We start from the raw sequence: 25276 nt of genomic DNA, 5'->3' as shown, positions 1-25276 counted from the left end.
AACCGGAGGATTCTCATGAAACGTGTTATGATATTGATTATGATCAGTGTTGTTTACCTGATACCGTCGGATTCCCCTGCCTATTGTCAGGACCTACCGGCTTTTAAGAATCCTGATCTGCCGATCGATCAACGTGTCAACGATCTGGTCTCCCGCATGACACTAAAAGAAAAAGTCTCACAAATGCTGTACAATGCGCCGGCCATAAAGCGGCTGGACATCCCGGAATATGTGTGGTGGAATGAATGTCTGCACGGAGTGGCCCGGGCCGGTGATGCGACTGTATTTCCACAAGCCATCGCATTGGGAGCAACATGGGACCGCATGCTGATGCACCGCGTGGCCACCGCGATTTCTGATGAAGGCCGGGCCAAACATCATGCGTTTGTCAAAGAAGGACAGCGTGGTATTTATCAGGGGCTGACATTCTGGTCGCCCAACATTAATCTGTTTCGGGATCCACGCTGGGGACGCGGTATGGAAACCTACGGTGAAGATCCTTATTTGATGGGAGAAATGGCGGTACAGTTTGTCAAAGGTCTGCAGGGTGATCATCCCAAATACCTGAAAAGCGTGGCCACCGTCAAACATTTTGCCGTGCACAGCGGCCCCGAACCGCTCCGGCACAGCCTGAACACCATTGTAAATCAACGCGATCTCCGGCAGTCCTATCTGCCGCATTTCCGGAAAAGCATTATAAAAGGCAATGCATGGTCCGTGATGTGCGCTTACAACCGTTTTGACGGTTATTCCTGCTGCGGCAGCGATCCGCTGCTTCAGGATATACTGCGCGAAAAATGGGGGTTTGAGGGATATGTGGTATCTGACTGCGGGGCCATTAACAACATCTATCAAACCCATCATATCGCGAAAAACTCTATCGAGGCGTCAGCGCTGGCAGTCAAAGGCGGTACTGATCTGAACTGCGGACGCAACTGGGAAAACAAGGACGAATGGTTAAACGAATATGAAAATCTGGTGCCGGCGTATACCCAGAATCTGATTACAGAGGCACCGATCAATACAGCAGTCAGACGTCTGTTCACGGCTCGATTTAAACTGGGAATGTTTGATCCCCCGGAGCAGGTTCCTTATACACAAATTCCTTATAGTGTGGTTAATTCTGAAAAACACAGGCAGACAGCGGAAGAAGCAGCACGAAAGTGCATGGTTCTGTTGAAAAATGCCGACCAAACCCTGCCGCTAAGCAAAAACCTGCGTTCTCTAACTGTAATCGGTCCGAATGCACGGGATATTGAGGTGATGTACGGCAATTACAACGGATTTTCCCGGCATGCGATCACTCCGCTTGAAGGCATCCGCCGTAAAGTCCCCCATACCCGGATAGCCTATGCACCCGGCTGCAGACACGCGAAAAATATGCCCCTGTTCGATACGATCCCCGGTTCTGTGTTGTACACATCCCGGGAAAAAGGAACACAAGGCTTAACCGGTGAATATTTTGATAACAACGAGCTGAGCGGCAAACCTGTTTTTACCCGCATTGATTCGATTATCGATTTCAACTGGTTCAACGATACCCCGGATGAGCGTCTGCCGGACGACAATTTCAGTGTGCGCTGGACCGGTGTGCTGGTTCCGGAAACGTCCGGTGAATATCATATAGGCGCCAACGGCAAAAACGGTTATCGTCTCTACCTGAATGACGAACTTGTTGCAGATTTCTATACACTGCATCAGGCACATTATACGTCGCAAAAGGTTAAATTAAAAGAGGGCAAAGCCTACAAAATCCGACTCGAGTTTTACGATACAATCAACACCGCAAAAATCAGTCTGGTTTGGGATAATCTCAGTCGAGATTTACACACAGAGGCGCTTGAAAAAGCTCGCACCGCCGAGGCCATCGTCATGCTGATGGGTCTGTCTCCGCGCCTCGAAGGCGAGGAGATGGACGTGTCTGTGGAAGGATTTAACGGCGGCGACCGGGTTACCTTGACTCTGCCCGGTGTTCAACGCGAACTGCTGCGAGATATACACGCACTCGGCAAACCGGTCATTCTGGTATTGATGAACGGCAGTCCCCTGGCTCTGCCCTGGGCGGACAAACATATACCGGCTATTCTCGAAGCCTGGTACCCTGGTGAAGCGAGCGGCACGGCAATTGCTGATGTGCTGTTTGGTGATTACAATCCTGCCGGACGTCTGCCTCTGACGTTTTACGAATCAGCTGACCAACTGCCGCCGTTTGAAAATTACACCATGTCAGGCCGAACCTATCGTTACTTTATGGGAAGCCCGATCTATCCGTTCGGACACGGTCTGAGTTATACCCGCTTTGAATACGACAATCTGAATTGTCCGGATGAATTCACAGCAGGTGAACCTGTGACCATTTCAGTTGATGTAAAAAACACCGGAATGCGAGATGGCGAAGAAGTGGTTCAACTCTACCTGAGCGACGCTAACGCTTCGGTTCCGGTTCCGATCCGCTCACTTGAAGGCTTTCAACGCATTTTTCTCAAAGCCGGAGAATCTAAATCTGTCACATTTATTCTGAAACCTCGTCAGATTCCATTGATCGATCGTGACAACAACCGTATTGTGGAGCCGGGAGTATTCAGCCTGTCAATCGGCGGCAAACAGCCCGGATTCAGCGGCAATGCAGATGCGGGTACAACCGACGTGATTTCGGATTCATTCCGGGTTGAGGGAAATATCTATAAACTGGGATGGTAACTCGCGAATAGAACCAATATTTGCAAAAAACGCGTCCTGTCAATAACCGGATCAGTGACAGTAATAATATGCATAAAAGCGCCCTTTTCCCTGAGGGCGCTTTTGTTATATCCAACCCGGAATTTCACCCAGCGTAATACTGAATGCCAGTCCGCCCAGAAAATAAGCGGTCAATGCGGCCAGGAATATGAACATAACCTTGATCAGCAAACCGGCTCTGGCCATTTCCGGTATGTTGATATGTCCGCTGCCGTAGACAATAGCGTTCGGGGGAGTGCCCACGGGCAGCATAAACGCGCAACTGGTAGCGACTGCTGTAGGAATGACCAACAACAGGGGATTCTGACCAATACCAATCGCCAAAGAAGCCATCACAGGTAAAAAAGTCGCGGCCGTAGCGGTATTGCTGGTTAATTCGGTGAGACAACTGATGACCAGTGTCACCAGCAAGATCACAAACACGATCGGCAGAGCCTGAATTCCGTTGAGAGCGTTTCCGATCCAGGACGCCAGGCCGCTGGCATTAATGGCATTGGCAAGAGACAGTCCGCCGCCGAACAGCAGCAGCACACCCCAGGGGGCTTTTTCCGCGGTTTTCCAGTTCAAAACAAACTCGCCCCGGGAGAGCCGTGCGGGAATAATAAACAACATCACTGCCCCGGTCATGGCGATGCCTGCATCCGAGAGTTTCGGAATCACTGTATTGATCTGAGGACGGATAATCCACAAAACCGCCACGAGAAAGAAAACCAGTCCGACACTTTTTTCCGCCCGCGAAACAGGCCCCAGATCGCGTAATTCCTGATCCAGCAGCTGCATGCCGCCGTCCAGGGTTTTGATATTCAAACGGAAAACAACGCGGGTCAATACCAGATAACCGACGGGTAGGCCGATAATGACCAGAGGTCCGCCAACCGCCATCCATTTTAAAGGTAATTTGATACCCATAGGTCTCCTGCATGAATCCGGCTAGAAGCGCGTTGGGCGGTGTGCCGATCAGGGTACCGATACCGCCGATATTGGCCGCATAGGCGATACCCAGCATCATGCACAGAGAAAACTGATGCATATCGTTTTTGTGATTATCCCCGCGCGACAGCTCTATCACAGACAATCCGATAGGCATCATCATCATGGTGGTGGCCGTGTTGCTCACCCACATACTGAGGAATGCGGTGGCGAGCATAAACCCGGCGACAATAAACCTGGGTTGCATTCCCATAAAACGGATGATATTCAGAGCCAGCCTGCGGTGCAGATTCCAGTGCTGCATTCCCAGAGCGATCATAAAGCCTCCCAGGAACAAAAAAATGAGCGGATTGGCAAACGGCCGGGCCGCCTCGTTAATATCCGTAATTCCGAGCAGCGGAAACAATACAAGCGGCAGCAGCGCTGTTGCCGGGATCGGTATCGCTTCAGTGATCCAGAACACCGCCATCAGGCAGGCTACCGCTGCGGTGCGCCAGGCCTCGGACGGCATTTGTGCCGGGGCGGGCAGCAAAAAGAGCAGAATAAAAAACAATAGACCTGCCCAAAGACCGGCGAGTTTGTGAGGTTTACAAGAATTTCCGGACGGCGATTCCGCGGGATTCGTATGCTGATGTTCAGTTTTCATGTGTCCTCTTTTCACCATAGTCCTATGATCTTCCACCACACCCCACCCGCGACCAGCCAGATGAGAATATTAACCAGACTTAAAGCCCCTCCTATTTTCCACCAGTCCCCCATTTTGACAAATCCGGCGCCAAACATCACCGGTGCCGGGCCCATACTGTAATGCGTGAGACTGCCATACAAATTACTAAAAAAAGCCAGAACCAGCGCAGCCACAATCGGCGGGGTCTGGACGGACAGAGCTACGGTCAGGAACGGCAGATACATGGAACTCACATGCGCTGTACTACTGGCAAAAAAATAGTGACTGTAAAAATAAATCAGACTCAGGAACAGAAACGCCGTCATCCAGGGCAAACCGGTCAGCAGCAAACCGACTGTCTCGCCGAACCAGGGGATAAGCCCCAGAATATTCAGAAATGAGGCCATCATCACCAGGGCTGAAAACCAGACAAGGGTATTCCAGGCGCCTTTTTCATTCAAAACATCATCCCAGCTCAGAACGCCGCTGACCAGCAGGATCACCAGACCGACAAAGGCAGCGGTGGCACTGTGCATACTGAACACATGACCAAACACCCACAAAAACAGCAAGAGGAGAAACGTAAACAACATCACATACTCCTGCCGCGACATTGGCCCCATCCGGCTCAGTTCCTTGTCGGCGAGCTGTGCGGCCTCGGGAGTTTCCTTGATTTCCGGCGGATAAAGTTTATACAATATCCAGGGCACACACAACAGACTCAGGAATCCGGGCAGTACGGCTGCAAGCGCCCATAGACTCCATGAAATATCCACACCCAAATCACCGGCCAGATTAACCGCCAGCGGATTGGCCGCCATACCAGTTAAAAACATGGCCCCGGTGATCATGGTTCCCTGGAATGATGTTTTGATTAAATACGCGCCGATCCGGCGTTCAGTGCCGTCATCCGGATGACTCTGGTAAATATGAGCAATGGACCGCAATATGGGGAACAGTACTCTCGCCGGAGCGTGCCGTGATACTGGGTATGGCTGGTGCTAATACCAGATCAGTTGCCACCATTCCGTAAGCCAACCCCAGGGTTTTACGTCCCATCAATTTCATAAACACATAAGCGATTCGTTGTCCGAGTCCGGTTTTTATAAATCCGCGCGAAATAAAAAAAGCCATCACGATCAGCCAGATAACCCGATTGCTGAATCCCGACAAACTTTGACTGATACTCAGAGTACCGGTCAGTACCGTTGCTGTGATACCGATGATGGCAATCGCGCCCATGGGCAGGGGTTTGGTCATAATTCCGGCGATGGTGGCGACAAAAACCGCCAATAGATGCCAGGCTGCGGTATCCACCTCCTGAGGGTGCGGTATGAACCAGATCACCAACCCGACGCCCAGCGGTACAATCCACCTCCACCACATGGTTTTTGATTTTTCGTCTGTTTTCAAAAGTTATCCTTTCACAATTTCAGAACGTTTGATAAAGTCAGGGTCCAGATGAATGCCCCAGCCGGGCCCCGAAGGAATACGCACCAGTCCGTTTCTGAGCTCAAAATCCGATGTGGGGCAGGTAAACGGTACGTTGCGGTCCACACCTTTGAACTCCTGATAAGGTCCCATATTGGGGATATAGGATGCGAAATGCAGCATGGAAAAATATCCGTATCCTGATCCGGATACATGCAGGATACAGGGAATATCAGTTAGCTGAGCCATACGCGCCACGCGGGTACAACGCACGAATCCGCCGAAATAAAACAAATCCGGCTGCACCACCTGAACCGCGTTGTTTTCGACCATCCACCGGAAATTACGCATACTGCTTTCCTGTTCACCGCCTGCGACCGGTATATCCAGCGCGTCCGCCACTTTTCTGGTTTCCTCCAGATGATCGAACGGACAGGGCTCTTCAAAAAATGCAATATCATTATCCTGCATCATTTTTCCCATTTCTATGCCTTTTTCAGCATCGTAAGAACCGTTGGAATCCGCATAAATCACCATATCATCTCCAAGGGTTTCCCGAATCAGCGGGATGAGCTGTTTACTGCGGCCCGGGAGGGAATCGGCGTTATTGCTCATACGGCCACCGACTTTAAACTTGATCGCCTTGAAATGTCCCGCATCGGCGCGCTGTTTGATAAGTTTTGCCGAGGTCACAGCATCCCTGTCCCGGAAATTGTTGGCGCGGTAAACACCAATTTCCCGACGTACAATATCACCCAACAAATGACCAACGGGTTTTCCGATTCTGCGACCCAGCAGTTCCAGAATGGCAAATTCCGTGGAAGCAACGCACACCCAGAGCGGCAGAGCCTGCCATTTATAATTGCTGCGGTAACGGTATACACCGTCGATCAGGGCGTCCAGATCGCGAGCGTCTTTGCCTATGAAAAAGGGAAAGACCCGGTGCAGCAGTACCGGGTACAAATAGCGTATATGGTTGTTGTGCGCCATAATCACACCTTCGTCACCGTCTTTACTGCGAATGCGTACAAAATAATAATCACCGTTTTTCAGCAGTTCCAGAGACTCGATGATCACCGGATCCGGAAACAATTCTCTTCTCAGGACCGGTTCAGCCGCAGCTCTTTCCAGCTCCATGATGAAGGCGGATTTACCGGATTGCGCAAATGCCGGACGTGCAGCCGCACCCAGCATTCCGGCTGCGGCTGATGTTTTGAAAAACGTTCGTCTGTTCATGGCTTTCCTCTTTTCTTCAACTATTAATTTACCGATTGTCCGTAAAGCATTGATCCTTTCCCTCCTGATGTAACAGAGCTCTATTGATTTGAATTCAAATCAATCTGAAACACGGAAACCGAACGCGGCGGCGCCTCGACTGAACAGGTTTGTCCGGATACCGACACCGGCTGCACCGAGCGTTTTAGATAGGATTCTTCAGGCGGATTAACCTGTGAATTATGCAGTGTTCCGGTCAAAATCACATACTCACCTTTTTCGGCGGGATTCAGATTTTTTAAATCAAAATGCAGATGATGAGCTGTATCAAAATCACGATTAATCAGAAAAACCGCAATCCGGTCATTAGAACCCGTGGCGAGAACATCGACGGCCGCAACTTTATCCTGAGGGTGAATATCTCCCAACTGCAAAGGCTGATGAAACACCGGCACTCCGCTGACGTCAGATTTCAGCAAAAACTTGCCATGATGTTCGGCATAAAACGAGGTCATCTGTCCGGATGGAAAATAATACGGCGCCTGCATTCCCTGTTTATCAACCCGGATACCGGTAATATCCCAGGCACTGCCGACGAGCATGGACTGACAGGCCAAATCAATGACATCGGATGAACGCATGAATCCGTGTAAAAATCCGGCCACTCCGACGGCATGGGCGTAAAAAGACTGCAACGGTTTGTAATCGAGATCAATATCCCACCACCCGTTCCAGTTCCATTCGGTGACCGCTACTTTTGCATCGTTCTGACGCGCCAGGTCAATGAGTTTATGCCTGGCCACGTTCATACCCTTTTCGTCAAAGCTGTTCGGGGTACTCACAAACGCACGCCAAACCTCTTCTTCCGAGAGCGTTTCCGAATCTACCTCTTTATCATGTTTCTTTATTTTTTCGGCTCTGATTTTCCATGGCAGGTAGTGATGATAAACATAATATTCAATTTCATCGCCCAGTTCTTTATGAAAGCGGTTAAACAATTCAGGATTGACGAAATCAGCAATAATCCGGATCTCGGGATCCACCTCATGGATCAACTTTATGTATTCCCGGGCACATTCAATGTACCACCCATAAGGATCCACATAGTTTTTTTGTTCAAGCATCTGTTTTTTCCACTCCCAGAGTGCCCAGGTTTCATTGCCGATCTGAAAATATTTGAACCGGAACGGTTCTTTATGGCCGTTCGCGGCGCGTACAGTTGGCCAGTCTCTCATACCGTCCGGCAGCGCCTGCCCGACGCGCGCATTGCAATAAGCCGCCAACCCCGCCTGATGCAAAGCCGCTTCCTGCAGCGGTACCCGTTTTAAAAAAGCATCAAAAAAATTGAGGGGAATAATCGCCTCGCAATCGAGGGTTTCAGTCAGTTCATAAAATTCATCAAAACCAAACCGATTGGTCACCGTGTCCCCCTCGACGCCGATGGATACAGGGCGCCCGTCTCTCTGCGGCAGGTCAATCATATCGGTCCAGTCCATATAATCCACATCCGTACCGCCCGGAAAACGCAGAACCGGAATATCCAGTCCCATTAGTTTATCCAGCACTCTGGGATCGACCCGATGAGTGCCCGGAATGATCGCATCTTCAATACCGAACTCGGTTTGCCAGCTCGGACGCTCCAGAAAATGACCGAAAATATTGTGTTCAATACGGCCAAGTTGCTGCGGTTCGACTGTCACATTGATATCTGCGCTGATAACCACTGCTGTTGTCAAAAGTAAAAAAACAAGAGTTCGCATTACAATTCCTCCATTTACAGGTTAAAGTTTATTTAAAACGAATAATATGCCGGCCTTTGCGTCCGATAATGATATAATTCAATTCAGCTCCCCTGGCGGGACGTGTTCGATTGCCGCCCAATTCGACACGGCCTGCTGGAAAATAGTTGGCAAATAAACGCAAATGATCGACATCATTTTGCCCATCCGATGTATCTATTTCAACCACTTCATGAATAGCAGTCCAGTCCAGGAGCCAGTTGGGATGCCGTTCAGCACGCGGATCATAGGCGACATATAAGGTTGACGGAACGCGAAGGTCAAAGCTTAAAAAATCTTGATCTTTTTCGTCATGATCTGCGAGATCCGGCTGAATGAACCAATGGTTTTGCAGATAATCAGGTATTTCAGTGATCACCCGTTCTGAATCCCGATAAAGCTTCACGCCCTGCACGAACTGTTTTGACGGATAAAAATATCGCTTTGAATCAATGTTGATATTGGCAAACACATTGATCGGTTTGTTTGTGTATTCAACTCTCCAGAAACGCAGAGTACCATCCTCGTGTGACGACAAGAGTCGGGCGCCGTCCTGGGTGAACTGAAAATACTCTTGCCGAAATACATGTTCTCTGTGAACAAGAGCAAAGTTATCCTCAGTGCTGTACACTCTGATTTCCCCGAATCCTTGCATATACCGATATTCAGGAATGCCCTTGCGGCTGTTGTACCCCGATCCCTCGTTGCCTCCGGTGATCAAAAAGCGGCCGTCCGGAGTAAATTCCACAGCTTCAATCTTGTTGAAATGCGGTACATTGATATGCGCGAGAATGTTTCCGGATTCATAATCCCAGACATAAAACGCAGCGTCCGGACTGTTTTGTCCGCCGGCCGCGATAAATTTTTGATCCGGAGATATGCGCACCGATTTAATTGAACTCTGAAATCCCTCATAGGATTGTACCAATGCCGGTTCATCTTTTAAAAGTCGTCCGACATCCCAGCGTTTGACAACGGCATTTCGTCCCGCTGTGACCAGAAAACGATCATCCTTTGTCCAGTCTATAGAGTTGACATCCGAATGTTCCTGTCCACCGTGGGGACGATCTTTATCCGGGCCCTGGTACAGCACAGCCAGGGGATCATCCGGCCATTTGTTCGGATCCGGGTGTGATGTATCCCAGATGACAATTTCCCCTGCTTCGGTTCCACATGCCAGCAGGCTGCCGTCATAAGACATGCGCATACCGTCAATACTGGCCCGGTGCATCAGTGTTTTGATTTTTACCCCTTTTACAGCTGACCATACATTGACACGATGATTTTCACCGCCGGACAGCACAAACTCGCTGTCGCGTGTCCAGGTAATCACCTCCACTTCGCGTTCCGGATCCGCTTTGTGCTTTTTGTCCCATAACTTTCTGCCGTCGATGGTCCAGCAGGTCACATTTCCTCCGCGTTTGGCGCCCGCCGCGATCAACGTCTGATCCGGTGAGAATTCAGCGACCTCAACAGAAGCTGACTTTCTTTCTTTATCAACTTTACCATATGAATCACCGACACGTATCCAAACGGGTTCAAAATCCGGAACCGGTTGCCGGGCAAAAAGCGGAACACCCGCGGCCAGGAAACCGGAAATCAAAAACCATACTTTAACATGTTTGGAATTTAACATATTCTCTCTCCCAATATTCAATTATTGAGCGGATGCAGGATGAATTACAATTTCATTCTCTTCAACACGAAGCGAGGCGCGTTCAGCGGTTCTTTCTTTAAGGACTCTGTACAGATCAGCGCCGTCTCCATGACCGGGATCAAGGATGCGAGGATTGTTATCATTATCCCGCTTTACCGGCAGGACAGTCACACGGTCTATCCGACCTGCAGCCGTATGTATGTTGGCCAAAAGACCGTACGGCCGGTCGGAAATTTGCGGCCAGTCGAATACAAAATTTCCCAATCCGTAAAAAATGCTGGCGTCTTTGTATACCTCAACCGCAGCCACCTCGTGATTTCCGTGTCCCATAATGACATCGGCACCGGCGTCCACGGCTGCAGAGGCGACCTCGATCTGATAATCAATCAGTTCGGTATGATGCGAGCGCCCCCAGTGATAGGAGACAATGACAATGTTTGTTTCTGCTTTTAACTCGCGGATATCCTGTTTCATGCGCCGCAGTTCATTCTCATAGGGAACCGTGACGACGACCGGTGGTGTGCCCGGTTTATCATATTTATGCGGCGGTTCATAATAGGTATGGATACGCATGGAAGCGATTCCCGGCGTGGTTTCATCGGCTGCGTGCTGAAAGGGAAAAACGGTACAGGCATAGGCCAGAAGACCAACCTTGACCCCGTGTTTTTCCAGAATGACGGGCCGGTGTGCCTCGTTTAGGTTCGCTCCTCCGCCGGTGTGGCGGATGCCGTGCTCCTGCAACACCTTTAGGCTTTTCATCAGGGCTGTCCAGGGATAGGTGACATTATTGGCCACACTCACTGCATCGATGCCGGCATCGACCAGTCCCTGCACCATATCCGGTTCAGAATGCGTCCAGTTGTGTTTGTGCGGAATATCCGGCAGCAGCGGATCATCGGACGTGCCGGCAAAAGGTCCTTCCAGATTACACAGCCGAAAATCTGCTTTGCGGAATACGGGTAAAACATGCTGAAAGGCATCCACCGGATTGTTTCGGTTTTGGATATTGGTATCTCCGAACAACAGAATCGAAAGATTCGATTTGTCCTCTATGGTCTGTGATACGGCTTTGACATACAGAATCGGAGACAAGATCAGCAGCATTATAATACAAATGCCAGTGAAACATTTTATATTGGATATTGGTTTTTTCATATCATTTCACCTCGATGTTATTTTAAATCCTTATTTTGCAGTATTTCATTCGACAGTTTGTGATAATCCTCACTGCTCTGCACGTTGGAAATCAACATATGCAGGATCAGCAATCCGCTGTCTTCATGTCCCGTCACCATCAGCCTTCCATCTTGAGAAAAATGTATATATTCCACCCGTCGACAGGGAAAGGTACTGACCTGTTTGTAAGACCCCGCCTTGTAAACCCGCATCTCATCTCCATGTCCGCCGGCAAAAATAAAATTACCTTCGGGATGAAAAGCGATCGCCTCTAATTTCTCAGGCACATCAATCACAGCCAGCTCTTTCGCTTCCGGAAAAGAAAACACCTTGATCTGATTGGCAAATCCGGCGACAGCAAAGGATTGTTCATCCGGACTGAATCTGACACTTTTGGACGATTTTTCCTGAGCACGAATCTCGAAAATCACATCCCAGTCTTTGGAGACATCCCAGGCCTTGACAAATCCATGGCGGTCCCAGTCATGATCGGGGTCAGGATTGTTTTGATTACCGGCGGCAATCAATTTATCGGCATTACGGGTGAACTGCAGTGAATTGACCGTGGCGCCTGCGTCAAGAATATGTTCTTTTTCCCAGGTCCGAGTGTTCCACAACACCACCTCGCCGTTCTCCGATCCACCGGCAACATATTGACCGTCAGGACACCAGGTGATACCGTCAAAAGCGGCGTCGTGTTGCAGGGTACGAACAATATTGCCGTTCAGATCAAATATAGTGACCGTATAGGCTTCGTCCCCGGCAGCGATTAATTTGCCGTCCGGTGAAAACGTCACACACTCGATCTCGGCATCCATAACCGTTTCCCACACCAACTCGCCATCGGCGACCCGCCACAACATCAGATAATATCCGAATTTAGAACCGGAAATGACGTGTTTGCCGTCAGGAGAAATCTCCGCAGCTTCAACCGATCTCAGAGTGGGACTGAAATCCGCGACCCGATGCCAGACCGTTTTAACCAGCGGCTTTTCGGTTCTGAAAATGATCTGAGCATTGCCTGTCGAGGCCGCAACTGCCAGGAAAAGCATTAGAATGATGCATTTTGGGATTCGACTGCTGTTCTGCATGGTGTTCCTTTCCTTTTTCTTTTTAATCAAGGTCTCTATGTTATATCCGGTTAAATATCATGTCATCCGGCAACAATCATCCGCCGATTGTCTCAAACCTTCATCTTTACTCTTGAGAAATTCTATAACATTTATCGTTTTCCGCTGTCGTCTGCATATGGCCATCCTGCTCAAGCCGGGAGTATACGGAATTTAGAAATTTTATACGCCGCATTATCGACCTTTGATCGGGTGAATCATAAATGTAATAGCAACATTCTTTATACTATTTGAGGTACAGCATGCTTCCATTCTGTATACCATGATATTGTGAACCGCTGCGTACGTCAAGCCTGTAAAAATATACTCCGCTCGCCACCTTACTGCCGTTTTCATCCGCCGCGTCCCACTGCACGGTATGCAATCCGGATGCCAGACGGGCATTGATCAGGGTATGGATTCTGCATCCGGTGACGTCATAGATATCCAGAACAACCCGTGAATCACAGTAGAGCCGGAACGGTATACGGGTTACGGGATTGAACGGGTTGGGTGCATTGTCATACAAACGGAACAGCTCTGGACCGTCCCTGTGGCCATCAGTGACCCCGGTATTGACGGATGCCGCAGTACCGGTAAAGGTGGTGACACTTTTCTCCGGCAGGCTCGCCTGAACATGGGTTCCGGCGGGGAGCGTTTGCTGCCGGACAATGTTCTCAGTGGATGAAGTCCTGTAAGGTATCAGAGAATCCGTTGTAAAATCCTTGAACTGGAAAGTCAGAGTCCGGGATGTATTTGATTCATTAATAACGACTATAGCAAACTGCTGCGAACCGGTGTCCCGGAATGCAGCTGTGTAAAGATCGGTATTCGACTGTTTGGTGGAATTGATGCGAACCCATCCGGGCCTGACAAACCGGCTGTACTGACCGATAGTCCAGAGTCTTTTTGAAACAGAATAGCCGGATTGATTCTTGTCTGCCGAAATCAGTCCCTGTTGACGATCGTCTCCGGTCAGGTTTACCAGCCACCAGTAATGAAACGCCCGGATTTCGGCATTGACCAGCATGGTCCAGATATTTTTCGCCCAAACCAGGCCGCTGTTGATACTCAAATCTTCATCTGCCAGATTATAAGACCATTCCGTCTGCCAGACGGGTTTGCCAAAGTGATTATAGGATGTCGCCGCATTTCCGCCGTAGACATGACCGGCCAGAATATCAACATATTGCCGCGCCTGTTCATCCTCATGCACAGGTTGATAAAACTCGTCCACACGATTCCAGTTGGTTTCTTCCGGTGCAATGATCTGACAGGCCGGGTCCAGCGTGGGCCCCAGATTATTTTTGATAAATTTTTTAAAATTTTCTGCAGTCCATTGACATGATTCCCAGGGTTTTTCTCCGGGTTCATTCTGGGGAGAAATGCCGTAAAGTGGAATACCGCTGCGTGTTTCGAATATGTCCCGATATCGTTCCAGGCGGTCAGCCCAGTCCTGATAATGTTTAAATTCAAGATATCCGCCATTGTTGTGCTTTTTGTTTGTTTTCCATTCCGCCGGCGGGGTCCAGGCCGCGGACCATACGCGCCGGCAACCGAGCTCAAACGCATCCTGTGTCAGTTCAGCGGCATAGGTGATGTAGCTTTTTTTATTTTCCTCGGCATCATCAATACCCGTGTTCACTTTGCACGTGAGTTTCCGGTCGTTGTCATAATAAACGACAAGTTCCGGCGCCTGACTGGGATCCCGGTCATAGGTGGAAGCCGATCGTTTACCGGTGAGGTTTCTTATAAATATCACTAGACTGTTACCGCTCTGCCAGTCTTCCTGATTGACAATCTCCTGTACAACCGCGTCCAAATCAGGTGTTCGCTGATTTTTACCGTGCTCTCCGCCTGTCCACGCCGGAACCTGCCAGGAAACTGCCGCCGTTGTCCGGAGGCGACCTGAGAGATTTCCAGGGGTGTCAGCAAACACTTCGGCGTCTCCGGATGATTGGCCGTCAATTTGCAGATTGCATTCAGCCGTACCGTTGTCTTTGGCAGTAAACCGGACAAAGGCGCTGTCGATGTCGACCTCACGCGGAATACCTGCGTTTTGAAAGCGCACGCCATGCACAGGGCGGGAACCGAAATCCAGATCATTGCTGTTCAGGTCTACCTGAAAATCCAGCCAATCCGATTCACCGGGCGGAATGCGATGACGGTAAATTGACAGTCCTGCGCCGGATTCCCGGCTGAACAGTAAATCAAGCAGTGCATCCCGGTCCGGATGGATTGAAATATCATCCGCGAACCAGGCATCACTGCCGCCGAATCCGTCTATCGTTTGATGAACCGTATTCCATTCGATTATTACATTCTGAGCATACAGCGAGACTGTACTAACAGCAAGAACCAGCATATACAGGATTTTATTCATGTGAGACCATTTTTTTTGCAGGGTCAAGTAAGGATGATTTTTACAATAAAGGCAAAATACAGCAAAAATAAAAGTCAGAGACAGTTTTTAACATGTCAATGACATTTTTACACAAAAATTCAAACACAAATTAAAATATTATTGCAAAATTTGTCTGATTCTGTTACTTTAACACACTGTAAACGGCATCAAAAAGACCGCTGTTCAAAAAAATGAAATGTAAGATAACAGAAAGCATTTATTGCCTGACAAACAAATCCAACATTATTTAAAGCGCATCTGCGAAAGCAGGGAATTCTCCAATTCCGAATCCTATCAAAGATTGCTGCGTTATCTGGTGTCCCGTTCCCTGCAGGGAGAGACGCCCAAAGAAACCACCATTGCCATTGATCTGTTCGACAAGGATGCCAGTTACAATCCCGCCGAAGATTCCACCATACGAACCCATGTCTACACACTGCGCAAGAAACTGGAGACGTATTACCTGAGTGAGGGCGCGGAGGATGCGGTGCGGCTCGTCATTCCCCGCGGACATTATAAAGTCGAATTTCAGAACAGGAAACCACGTAAAACCCCATTCGCACCCCGCGGCCTGATTATTGCCTTGAGCTTTCTGTTTCTGATTGCGGTCTCCTACACCGCCACTTTTCTGCTTTATCAATACACTGAACCGCAGAATCAGCCGCTTCCGCCGGCCCCTGTAAATCAGCCGCACCCCGTTTTCGACAGCCTTGTGCAATCCACGCACCCCCTGCTGTTGGTTATTGGTGATTACTATATCTACAAAGGTGGAGACAGCGAGAGCGGCGGTGAGCGTAAAATCCGTGACGGCGGTATCAACTCGGACCGGGACTTTGCCGCTATGCTTGAAAAGCACCCGCATCTGAAAGATCAGTACGAGATCACCTACGGACGGTATACCGCCAACCGGGTGGTTAACGGCGCTGTAAAACTGATCCGCTGGTTTGAGAGCAGAAAAGAATTTGAAATTAGTTTTGCTTCCCGTATAATGCCGGAGCAAGCAACCAGCCGGGATATCCTGTTTATCGGGCCGTTCAAAACCCTGATAAATCTGGAACAGCAATTTCAACCCGTACATTTCCGATACCGGCATTATCCGCATCAAATCATCCATACAGATTCTGCAACCGATACAATAGTTTATGATCCAGTGGAATTTGACCAGGACTATTATTATAAAAAAGACTATGCTTTGATTTTGAAACGCCGCACAGCATCAGGACGTCAGGCCCTGTTCATCACTTCCTTTTCTCCGGCCACATCGACCGCCCTGGCCGAGCATTTGTTCTCCGCGTCTTTTTTAAGCCGGATTCGTATTGAGCTGCTGAAAAAACGTAGATTTCCGGAACAATTTGAACTTTTGCTGGAGGTGAACTTTGTAGATGAAAAGACGTTTGTAACGCCTTTGGCGCTATACGAGATTGGATTGGATTAATCGGGGGATCTGGATCCGTGCGAGGGTTCCAACCTTTGTCATTGGAGAACATGTCGGTGGTTGAACCTCCGGAAATGCGGCGCCAGGAGTTGCCCCCTGCGCAATCCCTATGCATTTTGTTAAATACAGCAAAACATGTTATTTTTTACAATATTCTTATAATGCCATAAAACAGTATGTACTATAGTATGTACTGATACCCGGCATGCGCGCGGGTGAGTGTCCTGCAGTCGCATTGTTTATGGCCGTTGGACGTGGATCGTGCGGGGATTTTACCTCCGTCACATCCAATAACAGAGGGTTCCACCCTCTGATGCACGCTACCTCGAGACCGTCACAGGCTGGAGGTTGAATCTCCGGAAATTCGGCGCGCAGGGGTTGAACCCCTGCGCGATCACGTTTTTAATTCGGGTCAATCACCTCTAATTCCCGGCGTCCTTCTGCTGTGTTCCGATCCAGCTGTGACGCCTGGCATTTAAATCGGATTCTTCACCCATCCAGACCCAGAGTTTGATCAGACCGTTCTGATGAGCGCTGACGAGAAAACTGCCGTCGGTGTTAAAATCGACAAATTCCGCATGATCGCTCGCCCAGACTTTGTGCGCCACCGGGATGTGGTCATTGCCGTAGCGCAAAATATCCGCCACCCGGTATACATAGATATACGGATCGTGTCCCGCGTGAGCGATATAATCACCATTGGAATGCCAGGATACGGACTCGATCTTTTTGCCGGTGTGGTTGAACATTTTCAGCAGCTCACCGCTGCGCCAGTTCCACAAATAGGCATTGCCGCGCGAGGTGCCGCCCTGTCCGACGGCAAACACATACTTGCCGTCCGGTGAAAACACACCGCTGGTAAAGATCACATAATAATCGGGTTTCAGAGTCTGTGCCAGGGACCAGTCCCGGCTATCATATACTTTAACCGCGCCGTGCCCCACGGCAAGCAGGTAACGGTCGTCGTTTGTGAAAAACAGTTCGTTCACCGTATTGCCGAAATTCAGTTTACGAATCTCTTTGTCCCGGGAAATATCAAACACGCGTATCCATCCCCGGGTCGTGCCGTCGTCCTGTTCCTGCTTTTCCTCGCCGGTGACCAGCAGATGACCCTGATGCGACCAGGTGAGTCCGTCTATACCCTGGGTGTGTTTCAACAGTTTAAACACCTCGCCGCTTTCCGCATCATATACAGTCACCAGAAAATCCTCACTGGCCGCGGCCACGTATTGACCGTCCGCTGACCAGCCGACGCGCTCCACTTCTTCCAGTGTGTACTGCCGCCACAGTTCCGCTCCGTCCGACGTACGCCACATGATCACGGAATTGTCATATTTTGTGCCGCTCACAATATATTTGCCGTCCGGCGAAAACTCGGCGCTCTCCACGGATCCGGGTTCACCCAACGCATCCGCCACCCGCGACCAGACCGGTTCCAGACGCAGCTGATAGTCCAGGTATTTTTGAGCGTTTATCGGTGATACAGCAATAACAAGTAGCATAAGCAGTATTGATTTCAGAGTATTCATAGGTATTATCCTTTCTTAAATAAGAGTTTTAAAAAAATACAAATTCATCACCTGTTAGTCAACATTCGATTGATAAGCCTGAACTTTCCGCTGGTCTCACAAAACAAATTTCAGGATATTGGTTACTGCCTGCTCTTCGTAATTAATCAGCAACGGTGCGCCCACGAGCTTCCAGGAACAATCGATGTGAACTGTCACTTTGCGTGAAAATGACCACATTTTCACAACAAACTATTTGATAACCACATCCTGAGCCTGTTTAATAAACAGGTCCAGTTCATCGGCATGGGTAATTTTATGCCCGTCAATATAAAAGTCCTGAATGGTCACAGCCTCAGAGACCTGCCATTGCGGCGAATCCAGTACTCCGGTGTTTTTGTATATCCGCAGGGCAACTATGGAATCATTTTCGGCCGGATCATTGAGTTCAAACGCCATGATCTCGGTTTGGCCGTCGTTATCCAGATCATAAATCGCAAACCAGCGCGTCATGGGCCCGCTTTCCAGCAGCTTGCCATTATGCTGCAGAGACCGGAACAGCGGCTGCTTTTTACTGCCCACGTTTTTGATAAACCGCAGCCCGCCGCGCCAGTCCGAGAATATCAATCAGGCCGTCTTTGTCCCAGTCGGTCATATGAAAGCAGTAAGAGAGTCCGGGCAGCGGCGCTTTAACGTGCTGATTATAGGTCACCGGGTTATAAGGAATCGGGTAACGGTCGTCGGGCCGCGGACCGGAGACAACCTGCGGTTTGACCACGTCCTTTTTTGTGTTTTGAGAGCAGAACAAAACGCAAACAATCAGAGTGCATAACAGAATTGCGTTTTTTTATTTTTTTGTAACCTCTATGGTTTCTATCATTATAGTCCTGACTAACTGTTTTATACCGGGAAAAAATTCTACGGATTCAGCGGATTTCATCCCAGTTTTGCCGTTTTTTTTCGTCCTCTGCGTCCGGACTTGGAACCGAAAGCAGCTCAAACTTGTTTTCGCCATGCCATACCCGCCGTCTCAAGACCGTCATGTTAATTCCCCCACACTTTTAACTCGTATAATGTTGCCGCGGCTCCTCCGCCTCTAATGACGTTCACCCGGATATACCGGGCATCGATGCGCTCATGCTGCACGGAAGCCGCAGCCAATTGAGCCTTTACCGAGCGGTCAACCAATACCTTCCAGGTTCGATTATCCGTTGAATATTCTATCTTGTAGAGGATAAAATAATCATAATGACCCCAAAAAGGCTGAACCTTTTGTATCGAATATACATTTTCGAGATCCACTGAAAGATGACCGCTGCCGCCGGCCTGCCAGAACGTGGCAAAATTTTCATCCACAGCATCAGCGGGTTCATGATGAACAAGGTTTCCGGAAGATGTTACCATTTTTTGAAATGCCAAATTCCGCAATGCATGTTCTTTTTCATCAACATATGCGGTAAAATCCACACCCCTGTGCGTCGGGATAACCGGCTTGATCCAGCCCTGTTCATCAAATTCGAGTTTGTCAACGCACACTTGACGCTCGGAACAGGTGGGCGCGGCCCATTTATCCTGTCTGTGGTAACAAATAAAGTATTCATCGTCCAGCTGTAAAACGGAATGATGTCCCGGACCAAAGACATCTTTTTCCGGCATCCATTTTAATATCGGATTATCAGGTGCGTTGATATAGGGTCCCTCTATATTCCGGCTTTTTGCATAGTGAATTCTATAGGTCACATCACCGCATTTGCCGCCCGAATACATGAGATAATACCAGCCGTTCCGATACAGCAGCATAGATCCTTCTGTATAATCGAAAAAACTTCCCTGCGGTTCACCGATGACCCGGATTACGTTTTTCAGATAATCTGCGGATTCCGGATCGCTGTTAAACTCTACCAGACGGGGACGTGATTCAGGATTGGAAGATATTCCGTAAACCTTACCGGTAACCGGATCCTGAAAAATCTGCAGGTCGAAACCATCTTCCACTTTTCCATATTTCTTAAAAGGACCCAGCGGTGATTCTCCTATGTATAAATGACACTTGAAATCGAATCCGCTTGAATAGTATAAATAATACCTGCCGTCTCTGCCTTTTAATACGCTCGGCGCCCAGAACCGGTGTTCTCCGGTGATGCCAAGATGATGAACCTCCCAGTGCTTCAAATCCTCTGACACCCAGACAACAGGCTCCATATACTTTGAAACCGTCGTGGCGTAAATATAAAATTTTTTATTCATTCGGACAATGCTGGGATCAGCAAAATAACCCGGTATCAACGGATTACCGGCTGCCGCTGATTCATAATCAAAGTCCTGTCCGGTAACGGATATAACCAATACGATTATTAATAACACCATTCCAAAACGATAAAGCTGCATACGATCCTCACGAGTTCCTGAATTAGTTTAATTTGCGGCTCTAACGCATCAACATCATTTTTTGTATCCTGACAGATGCCCCGGCTCGCATCCGACAAAAATATAAACCGGATACAACCTTTTTTCCATTCTTGTCCCTTGCATCCCATATTACGTGATGCATGCCCGACATCATGTTCTGATCCAAAAGTTTATTCACCTCCCTCCCGAGCACATCATATATGACCAGTTCGACACGAGAGGTTTGTGGCAGGTTGAACCGAATGCTCGTGCCCGGATTGAAAGGATTGGGATAATTGGGATACAGCACATAGCGGGACACATCGGCATGACTTCCTGTAACAGACGCCGTATGAGCGGGAGTAAACACACATTTGCCCAAATTATACTGGCCCGGTCCCATATCAAAGCGCATAATCTGGATACCGGCTTTCAGGTGAATATCCCTGAAAGTTACCTTTTTTACCGCCAGACGCGAATTCCATTCCTCACCGGTTTTCGGCAAATCAATCCTACAGGTCTTGTCGATCCAGTCAAAATATATCCGGATAAACCGACCATCATTCGGCGTTTTATATTGAATATCCAGATCATAATATCCTTCTTTCGTCACATTCACGGTGTATTCAAGCCATTCCCCATCATTAACCCAGGCGACCCAATTCTCACTGCAATCCACACCCTGATCAGCGCGAAAGTCATTATTGGCAACATTCACAGAATCCGTATCATGGTATGAAATGCCCTGGCCACCGGTGTCATACCGTCCCGGATACAAGGTCCCCGGTATACTAAAGGGACGGTCTCCAAAAGGAGCCTGGCCGGTAGGCTGAACAGAAACCATAAATTCAGCACTATATTCAGAAACCTTTTTTGTCGAATCAACAGCCTGTATGACATAATAATACGTCTTTTCAATCTCAGATTTAGTATCAATAAAGTTTGTATGGCTAACCAATGTATCCAGGCTGGTATAGGGTCCGCCAGATTGCTCTGATCTCGAAATATAATATCCAAGAATATCCGATTCCGAGTTGGCATTCCAATTGAGTAAAACCACAGCATTGTCATCTCTGCCATCAAGGCCTGCAGGTTTTTGAGGCGCAAGGGAGGTAGCCCAGGGTTTGCCAAGTGTCTGGATATAATTTGATTCATGACCCATGCTGTCCAAAACGATTATGCGATAATAATAACTTTTCCCGGCAATTAGGCATGAATCTGTGTATTCTGATTCCGGAACGAGGTCATCCGTTATTCGCGTAAAATGATCATCAGATCCCATTGACCTGTAAATGTGATAACCAGCCAGCTCGGGAAAGGGATAATGATACCAGTCCAAATGTAAGCTGTGTTCCTGAAGCGCGCTAATCATAAAATTAGTGGGCGGCAATAAAGTATTGCCTTCAAGAACACCCTGAATCGCGTAATATGCCGGTTTTGCAGCAAACGTCGTATCAAAAAGAGAAGGATACCAGTACGGTCGCCATCCATGCCCGTCATCCACATGCCAGGTGTGATAGGCAACCATACCTTGCTCACGTTTATCAAACATGGTTTTGAAAATACGGTAATAGGTATCCCCTTGTTTTTCGAAATCTTCACGATCGACTTTGTCAACAATCCAGCTATTGGTATCGGGATTATAAACATACTTTCCTTGAGAAAAACATCAGCTTCGGTGATATGAAACGAAAGATCATTGTCATGACACCAGTCAATCAGATCCGCCAATTCTGCGAGATGCTGTTCAGTATCCCAGCCCACTTCTACGTGTTGCTGCCAGCCCAGGCCATCTACCCGAAGCCCCCTGCTCCTCAAGTCATGGATCAATTTTTTCAGCAGGTCCCAGTCTGCTGGTGACCAGGAATTGTGATTAATGACGAGTTTTATATTCGGCGCGTGTTGTTGAGCAATTTCAAAAGCCTTGATAATATATAACGGGGTTTTGATTGTGTTGGTATCCTGTCCGATCCTGAACCAGGGCAATTCCCAGTCATATCCGGCTTTATCCGTATGCCACTTGCCGTTATTTATCACCTCGTTGATCACATCCATATACAACACACCCGCTGTGCCGTTATAGCGTTTACAGAGTTTGGTCATAAACTCTGTCATATTTGTATCCAATTCAGCGGCTGTGCGTCTGTCATCTTTGGCCCAGTTGGAACATTGCGGACTCATAGGTCCATGGATGCGCATCGACTGGCCTTGCTCATGCATATGCCGGATCAATGCATCGGATCCGCTCCAATCCCATTCTTTATTGTTGGGATGAATACGGGATTGCTTGAATTCATTTGCGGTAACAATGTAATTGTACTCACGATCAACAAGGTTCCCGGATTCTTTTCCGATAAAAGCAGTCCGCATATTTGCGCCAATCAGAATATTATGATTCTGATACTTTTCTTTCAAAATCGTTTTGATCCGTCTTCCGGACGGTTCCGGCAATTCGGCCCGAAGATTAGCTGTCCAGAGCAACAGGCAACATAGATTTATACCCGTTATTAATGTATTTGTATTCATATAATCCTGTATTTCCTTTTTCCAGCAATGGATGTAATCTTTTCCATAGCACCCCAATTCGGGACGCAGGTCGCCTACGCAGACAAACAGCACATTGAGGTGTTGTTTGTTTTCATCCGGATCACCGGATTTCCTGGTGTTGCAATACAACGAACGATGCATTATCCGGTTGCAGAGCTGTGGCGTAAAGCTGTTTTCCATCCTGACACAAGACAGCTTGATTGTCCATTACTTTAATATCCGCACGGGTCAGCATTCCCCATCTTACGCTATCGCCATCGGATAAACCCTGCAGATCATCCTGAACAAACACATCTTTTTCTTTCAATGTTATGGTTCGTCTGACGTTTTCAGTGACCAAATAATAGGCTTGACTCAGGTCCATGATCACCTGTGATCGAGTCGATGTAAAAGAGGAATCAATAATCCGCGCTTTGGTATTATTCTCTTAAAAGATGTCGAGCCCGGTCTTTTTATTACAAAAAAAGTTAATTTATTATGGTTTGAGCCGCGATCCAACCCGGTTGTCAAGACATATCTTGAATTCAAAGGTTCAAACCAACCATGGCAATCAGTTTTTCTTTCATGGCTTTGATTGTTGACGCATATTCCGGATCATTGGCGAGATTCTTCCACTTCGTGTGGATCGTGTTCATGATCGTACAATTCCTCCTCACCATTGTTGCACAAAATATTAGCGCCAGGCGTTCGGAACGAATCGAATAATGCTGATTGTCAATGTCCGCCGGCTGATAAAATTCACGCGGTATATCACTGCTTATCGCAGTCAGCGCCACTTCAGGTCCCTCCCATTCGTCCGTATGTGTACCCGATAAAAAAGGACGCAGACTGTAACCGTCCAGCGGCTGTCCGTTCCCAGGTGCATTGGGATCATTGGGCAGACTGCATATATCGTTCATGGTGGGATACAAATCGATAAGCGACACCGGATGCTGACAGATTTCTGCGGATTTCGTCGTCCCCGGCAGATGAATAATCAAAGGAATCCGCGAAGATTCCTCCCACAAGGTGTTTTTAAAAATATACTCTTTTTCACCCATATGATACCCGTGATCACTGGTGACGATCAACAAAGTATCCTTGGCATAGCGGCTGTTCTCCAGTGCATCCAGGATCGTACCGATCTGGTCATCTACAAAACTGACACAAGCCAGATACGCCTGTACTGCCAGGCGTTTCCCAGTTGTCCACGCCGCCGCAGCGCATAATACGTTCGTATTTACGGTAGCCGGAATCGGCCCAGAATTTTGCCGGAGGACGCAGGGCTTTGGCGCAATCTTCCAGATCATTTTCAAGAAAAGGCGGCAGCTGGATAGATTCCAGCGGATGCATATCAAAATATTTCTGCGGCGCGTGCCAGCAGGAGTGCGGACGGTTCATGCCCACACAGAGCATGAACGGATTGTCGTGCTTTTTATCCAGAATTGCCGATGCCCATTGTGCGTTCAGTTCATCCGGCATCAGATCACGGTCATCCGGTCCGTCGTAATGAAACGGTTTGCCGAAACAGATCCAGCCCTTGTATCCGGGAATGCCTTTTTCCGGTTCCGGCGGGTATGCCGGGACATCGGCCAGCGATCCGAAACTGGACGTCCAACGCCATTTTTGCGGCCCGTCGGGACAATCTTTGGACACCGACGGCAGGGCCAGACCCAGATCGTGATCATGGGTGCCGCGCTTGAAACTGCCGTCCCAGGCCACCGGCCCGAATGTGGGTTCAATGCCAAAACCGTCGTCTTCTTTCCAAACGCTCCAGTCTTCATGACCATTATGGAATATTTTCCCGGTTCCGTACACATCATAACCGTTCGCGCCGAAATGTTCCATAAATGTTTTCGCCCCTTTTAGCACCGGATTTTTGCGCCAGTGATTCTGTTGCTGTTTGTAGCCAAAATAACCGCTTTTGTGCGGGTAAATGCCGGTGAGAAAACTGGCACGCGACGGTCCGCATATGGGATCATTGGAATGCGCGTTGGTAAACCGGACGCTCTTTTGCATCAGCCGGTCCAAGTTAGGTGTTACAGCCTGAGGATGTCCGCCCAAATTTTCAAGGGAATCATTCAGATCATCACAAATGATAAATAATACATTCTTTGGTCTACCTGCCGTCATCAGGCAATTCAGTTGACTGAGGGCCAGGACTGAAACCAATCCGGCTGCGCTTTGTTTGATAAAATGACGTCTTGTTTCCATAATTACTCCTGTATTCATAATTTAATTTCAGGGCCAGACCGTCTCCCGGGCCCATGTTTATATTCAAAGTATTCTTTTTTGTAAAAAATTGCATTCGAA

The 25276-nt window shown here is 48.5% G+C and carries 18 protein-coding genes and 2 pseudogenes; 2 read left to right on the top strand and 18 right to left on the bottom strand.

Annotated features, from left to right (window positions below):
- Nucleotides 1-15 precede the first annotated feature (15 nt).
- Nucleotides 16-2700 (top strand): glycoside hydrolase family 3 C-terminal domain-containing protein, encoded by a 2685-nt coding sequence (locus U5R06_10940; protein ID MDZ7723295.1) that lies wholly within the window; start codon nt 16-18, stop codon nt 2698-2700.
- Nucleotides 2701-2805: 105 nt separating this feature from the next.
- On the opposite strand, the pseudogene U5R06_10935 reads toward U5R06_10940, so the two are convergent.
- From U5R06_10935 to U5R06_10895, 9 genes and pseudogenes are all read right to left on the bottom strand, one after another.
- Nucleotides 2806-4315, bottom strand: a pseudogene (locus tag U5R06_10935) (DASS family sodium-coupled anion symporter).
- A gap of 11 nt (nt 4316-4326) precedes the next feature.
- Nucleotides 4327-5283, bottom strand: coding sequence for a DASS family sodium-coupled anion symporter (locus U5R06_10930; protein ID MDZ7723294.1), 957 nt, complete (start codon nt 5281-5283; stop codon nt 4327-4329).
- Complete coding sequence (locus tag U5R06_10925) at nt 5243-5749, bottom strand: SLC13 family permease (protein MDZ7723293.1); 507 nt, start codon at nt 5747-5749, stop codon at nt 5243-5245. Before U5R06_10925 ends, U5R06_10930 begins: the two co-directional genes overlap by 41 nt.
- Before the next feature lie 3 nt (nt 5750-5752).
- Complete coding sequence (locus U5R06_10920; GenBank protein ID MDZ7723292.1) at nt 5753-7003, bottom strand: mandelate racemase/muconate lactonizing enzyme family protein; 1251 nt, start codon at nt 7001-7003, stop codon at nt 5753-5755.
- Nucleotides 7004-7083: 80 nt separating this feature from the next.
- Nucleotides 7084-8742, bottom strand: coding sequence for an alpha-L-arabinofuranosidase C-terminal domain-containing protein (locus tag U5R06_10915; protein MDZ7723291.1), 1659 nt, complete (start codon nt 8740-8742; stop codon nt 7084-7086).
- A 28-nt stretch (nt 8743-8770) separates the two neighbouring features.
- Nucleotides 8771-10396, bottom strand: coding sequence for a hypothetical protein (locus U5R06_10910; GenBank protein MDZ7723290.1), 1626 nt, complete (start codon nt 10394-10396; stop codon nt 8771-8773).
- 21 nt (nt 10397-10417) lie between these two features.
- A complete protein-coding gene (locus tag U5R06_10905) occupies nt 10418-11572 on the bottom strand; it encodes a CapA family protein (GenBank protein MDZ7723289.1) in 1155 nt (384 codons plus the stop codon).
- A gap of 17 nt (nt 11573-11589) precedes the next feature.
- The gene (locus tag U5R06_10900) at nt 11590-12684 is read right to left on the bottom strand and encodes a hypothetical protein (protein ID MDZ7723288.1); all 1095 of its coding nucleotides are present in this window, start codon (nt 12682-12684) and stop codon (nt 11590-11592) included.
- 265 nt (nt 12685-12949) lie between these two features.
- Entirely contained in the window at nt 12950-15085 is a 2136-nt protein-coding gene (locus tag U5R06_10895) for a FlgD immunoglobulin-like domain containing protein (protein MDZ7723287.1), read from the bottom strand.
- Nucleotides 15086-15326: 241 nt separating this feature from the next.
- Between U5R06_10895 and U5R06_10890 the strand changes: the two genes are divergently transcribed.
- Entirely contained in the window at nt 15327-16541 is a 1215-nt protein-coding gene (locus tag U5R06_10890) for a helix-turn-helix domain-containing protein (GenBank protein MDZ7723286.1), read from the top strand.
- A 422-nt stretch (nt 16542-16963) separates the two neighbouring features.
- Here U5R06_10890 and U5R06_10885 read toward each other — a convergent pair whose 3' ends face one another.
- From U5R06_10885 to U5R06_10845, 9 genes and pseudogenes are all read right to left on the bottom strand, one after another.
- Nucleotides 16964-18070, bottom strand: coding sequence for a hypothetical protein (locus U5R06_10885; GenBank protein ID MDZ7723285.1), 1107 nt, complete (start codon nt 18068-18070; stop codon nt 16964-16966).
- A 231-nt stretch (nt 18071-18301) separates the two neighbouring features.
- The gene (locus U5R06_10880) at nt 18302-18631 is read right to left on the bottom strand and encodes a hypothetical protein (protein ID MDZ7723284.1); all 330 of its coding nucleotides are present in this window, start codon (nt 18629-18631) and stop codon (nt 18302-18304) included.
- Nucleotides 18621-18827 (bottom strand): hypothetical protein, encoded by a 207-nt coding sequence (locus U5R06_10875; protein MDZ7723283.1) that lies wholly within the window; start codon nt 18825-18827, stop codon nt 18621-18623. The genes U5R06_10880 and U5R06_10875 overlap by 11 nt, the downstream gene beginning before the upstream one ends.
- Nucleotides 18828-19093: 266 nt before the next feature.
- Nucleotides 19094-20437, bottom strand: coding sequence for a family 43 glycosylhydrolase (locus U5R06_10870; protein ID MDZ7723282.1), 1344 nt, complete (start codon nt 20435-20437; stop codon nt 19094-19096).
- Nucleotides 20438-20477: 40 nt separating this feature from the next.
- Nucleotides 20478-21989 carry a T9SS type A sorting domain-containing protein gene (locus U5R06_10865; protein ID MDZ7723281.1) on the bottom strand — a complete coding sequence of 504 codons (1512 nt, stop codon included), beginning with the start codon at nt 21987-21989 and terminating at the stop codon, nt 20478-20480.
- A gap of 113 nt (nt 21990-22102) precedes the next feature.
- Nucleotides 22103-22963 (bottom strand): annotated as a pseudogene (locus U5R06_10860) (endo-1,4-beta-xylanase).
- Nucleotides 22964-23084: 121 nt separating this feature from the next.
- Nucleotides 23085-23348 (bottom strand): hypothetical protein, encoded by a 264-nt coding sequence (locus U5R06_10855; GenBank protein MDZ7723280.1) that lies wholly within the window; start codon nt 23346-23348, stop codon nt 23085-23087.
- 160 nt (nt 23349-23508) lie between these two features.
- Nucleotides 23509-24096 (bottom strand): sulfatase-like hydrolase/transferase, encoded by a 588-nt coding sequence (locus U5R06_10850; GenBank protein ID MDZ7723279.1) that lies wholly within the window; start codon nt 24094-24096, stop codon nt 23509-23511.
- A gap of 16 nt (nt 24097-24112) precedes the next feature.
- Nucleotides 24113-25177, bottom strand: a complete 1065-nt coding sequence (locus U5R06_10845; protein MDZ7723278.1) for a sulfatase-like hydrolase/transferase — start codon at nt 25175-25177, stop codon at nt 24113-24115.
- Nucleotides 25178-25276 lie beyond the last annotated feature (99 nt).

It is taken from the genome of candidate division KSB1 bacterium (assembly GCA_034521575.1).
Lineage (GTDB): Bacteria > Zhuqueibacterota > Zhuqueibacteria > Residuimicrobiales > Krinioviventaceae > JAXHMJ01.
Note: the sequence above shows the minus strand (reverse complement) of the source record. Positions and strands in the feature narration are given on the sequence as shown.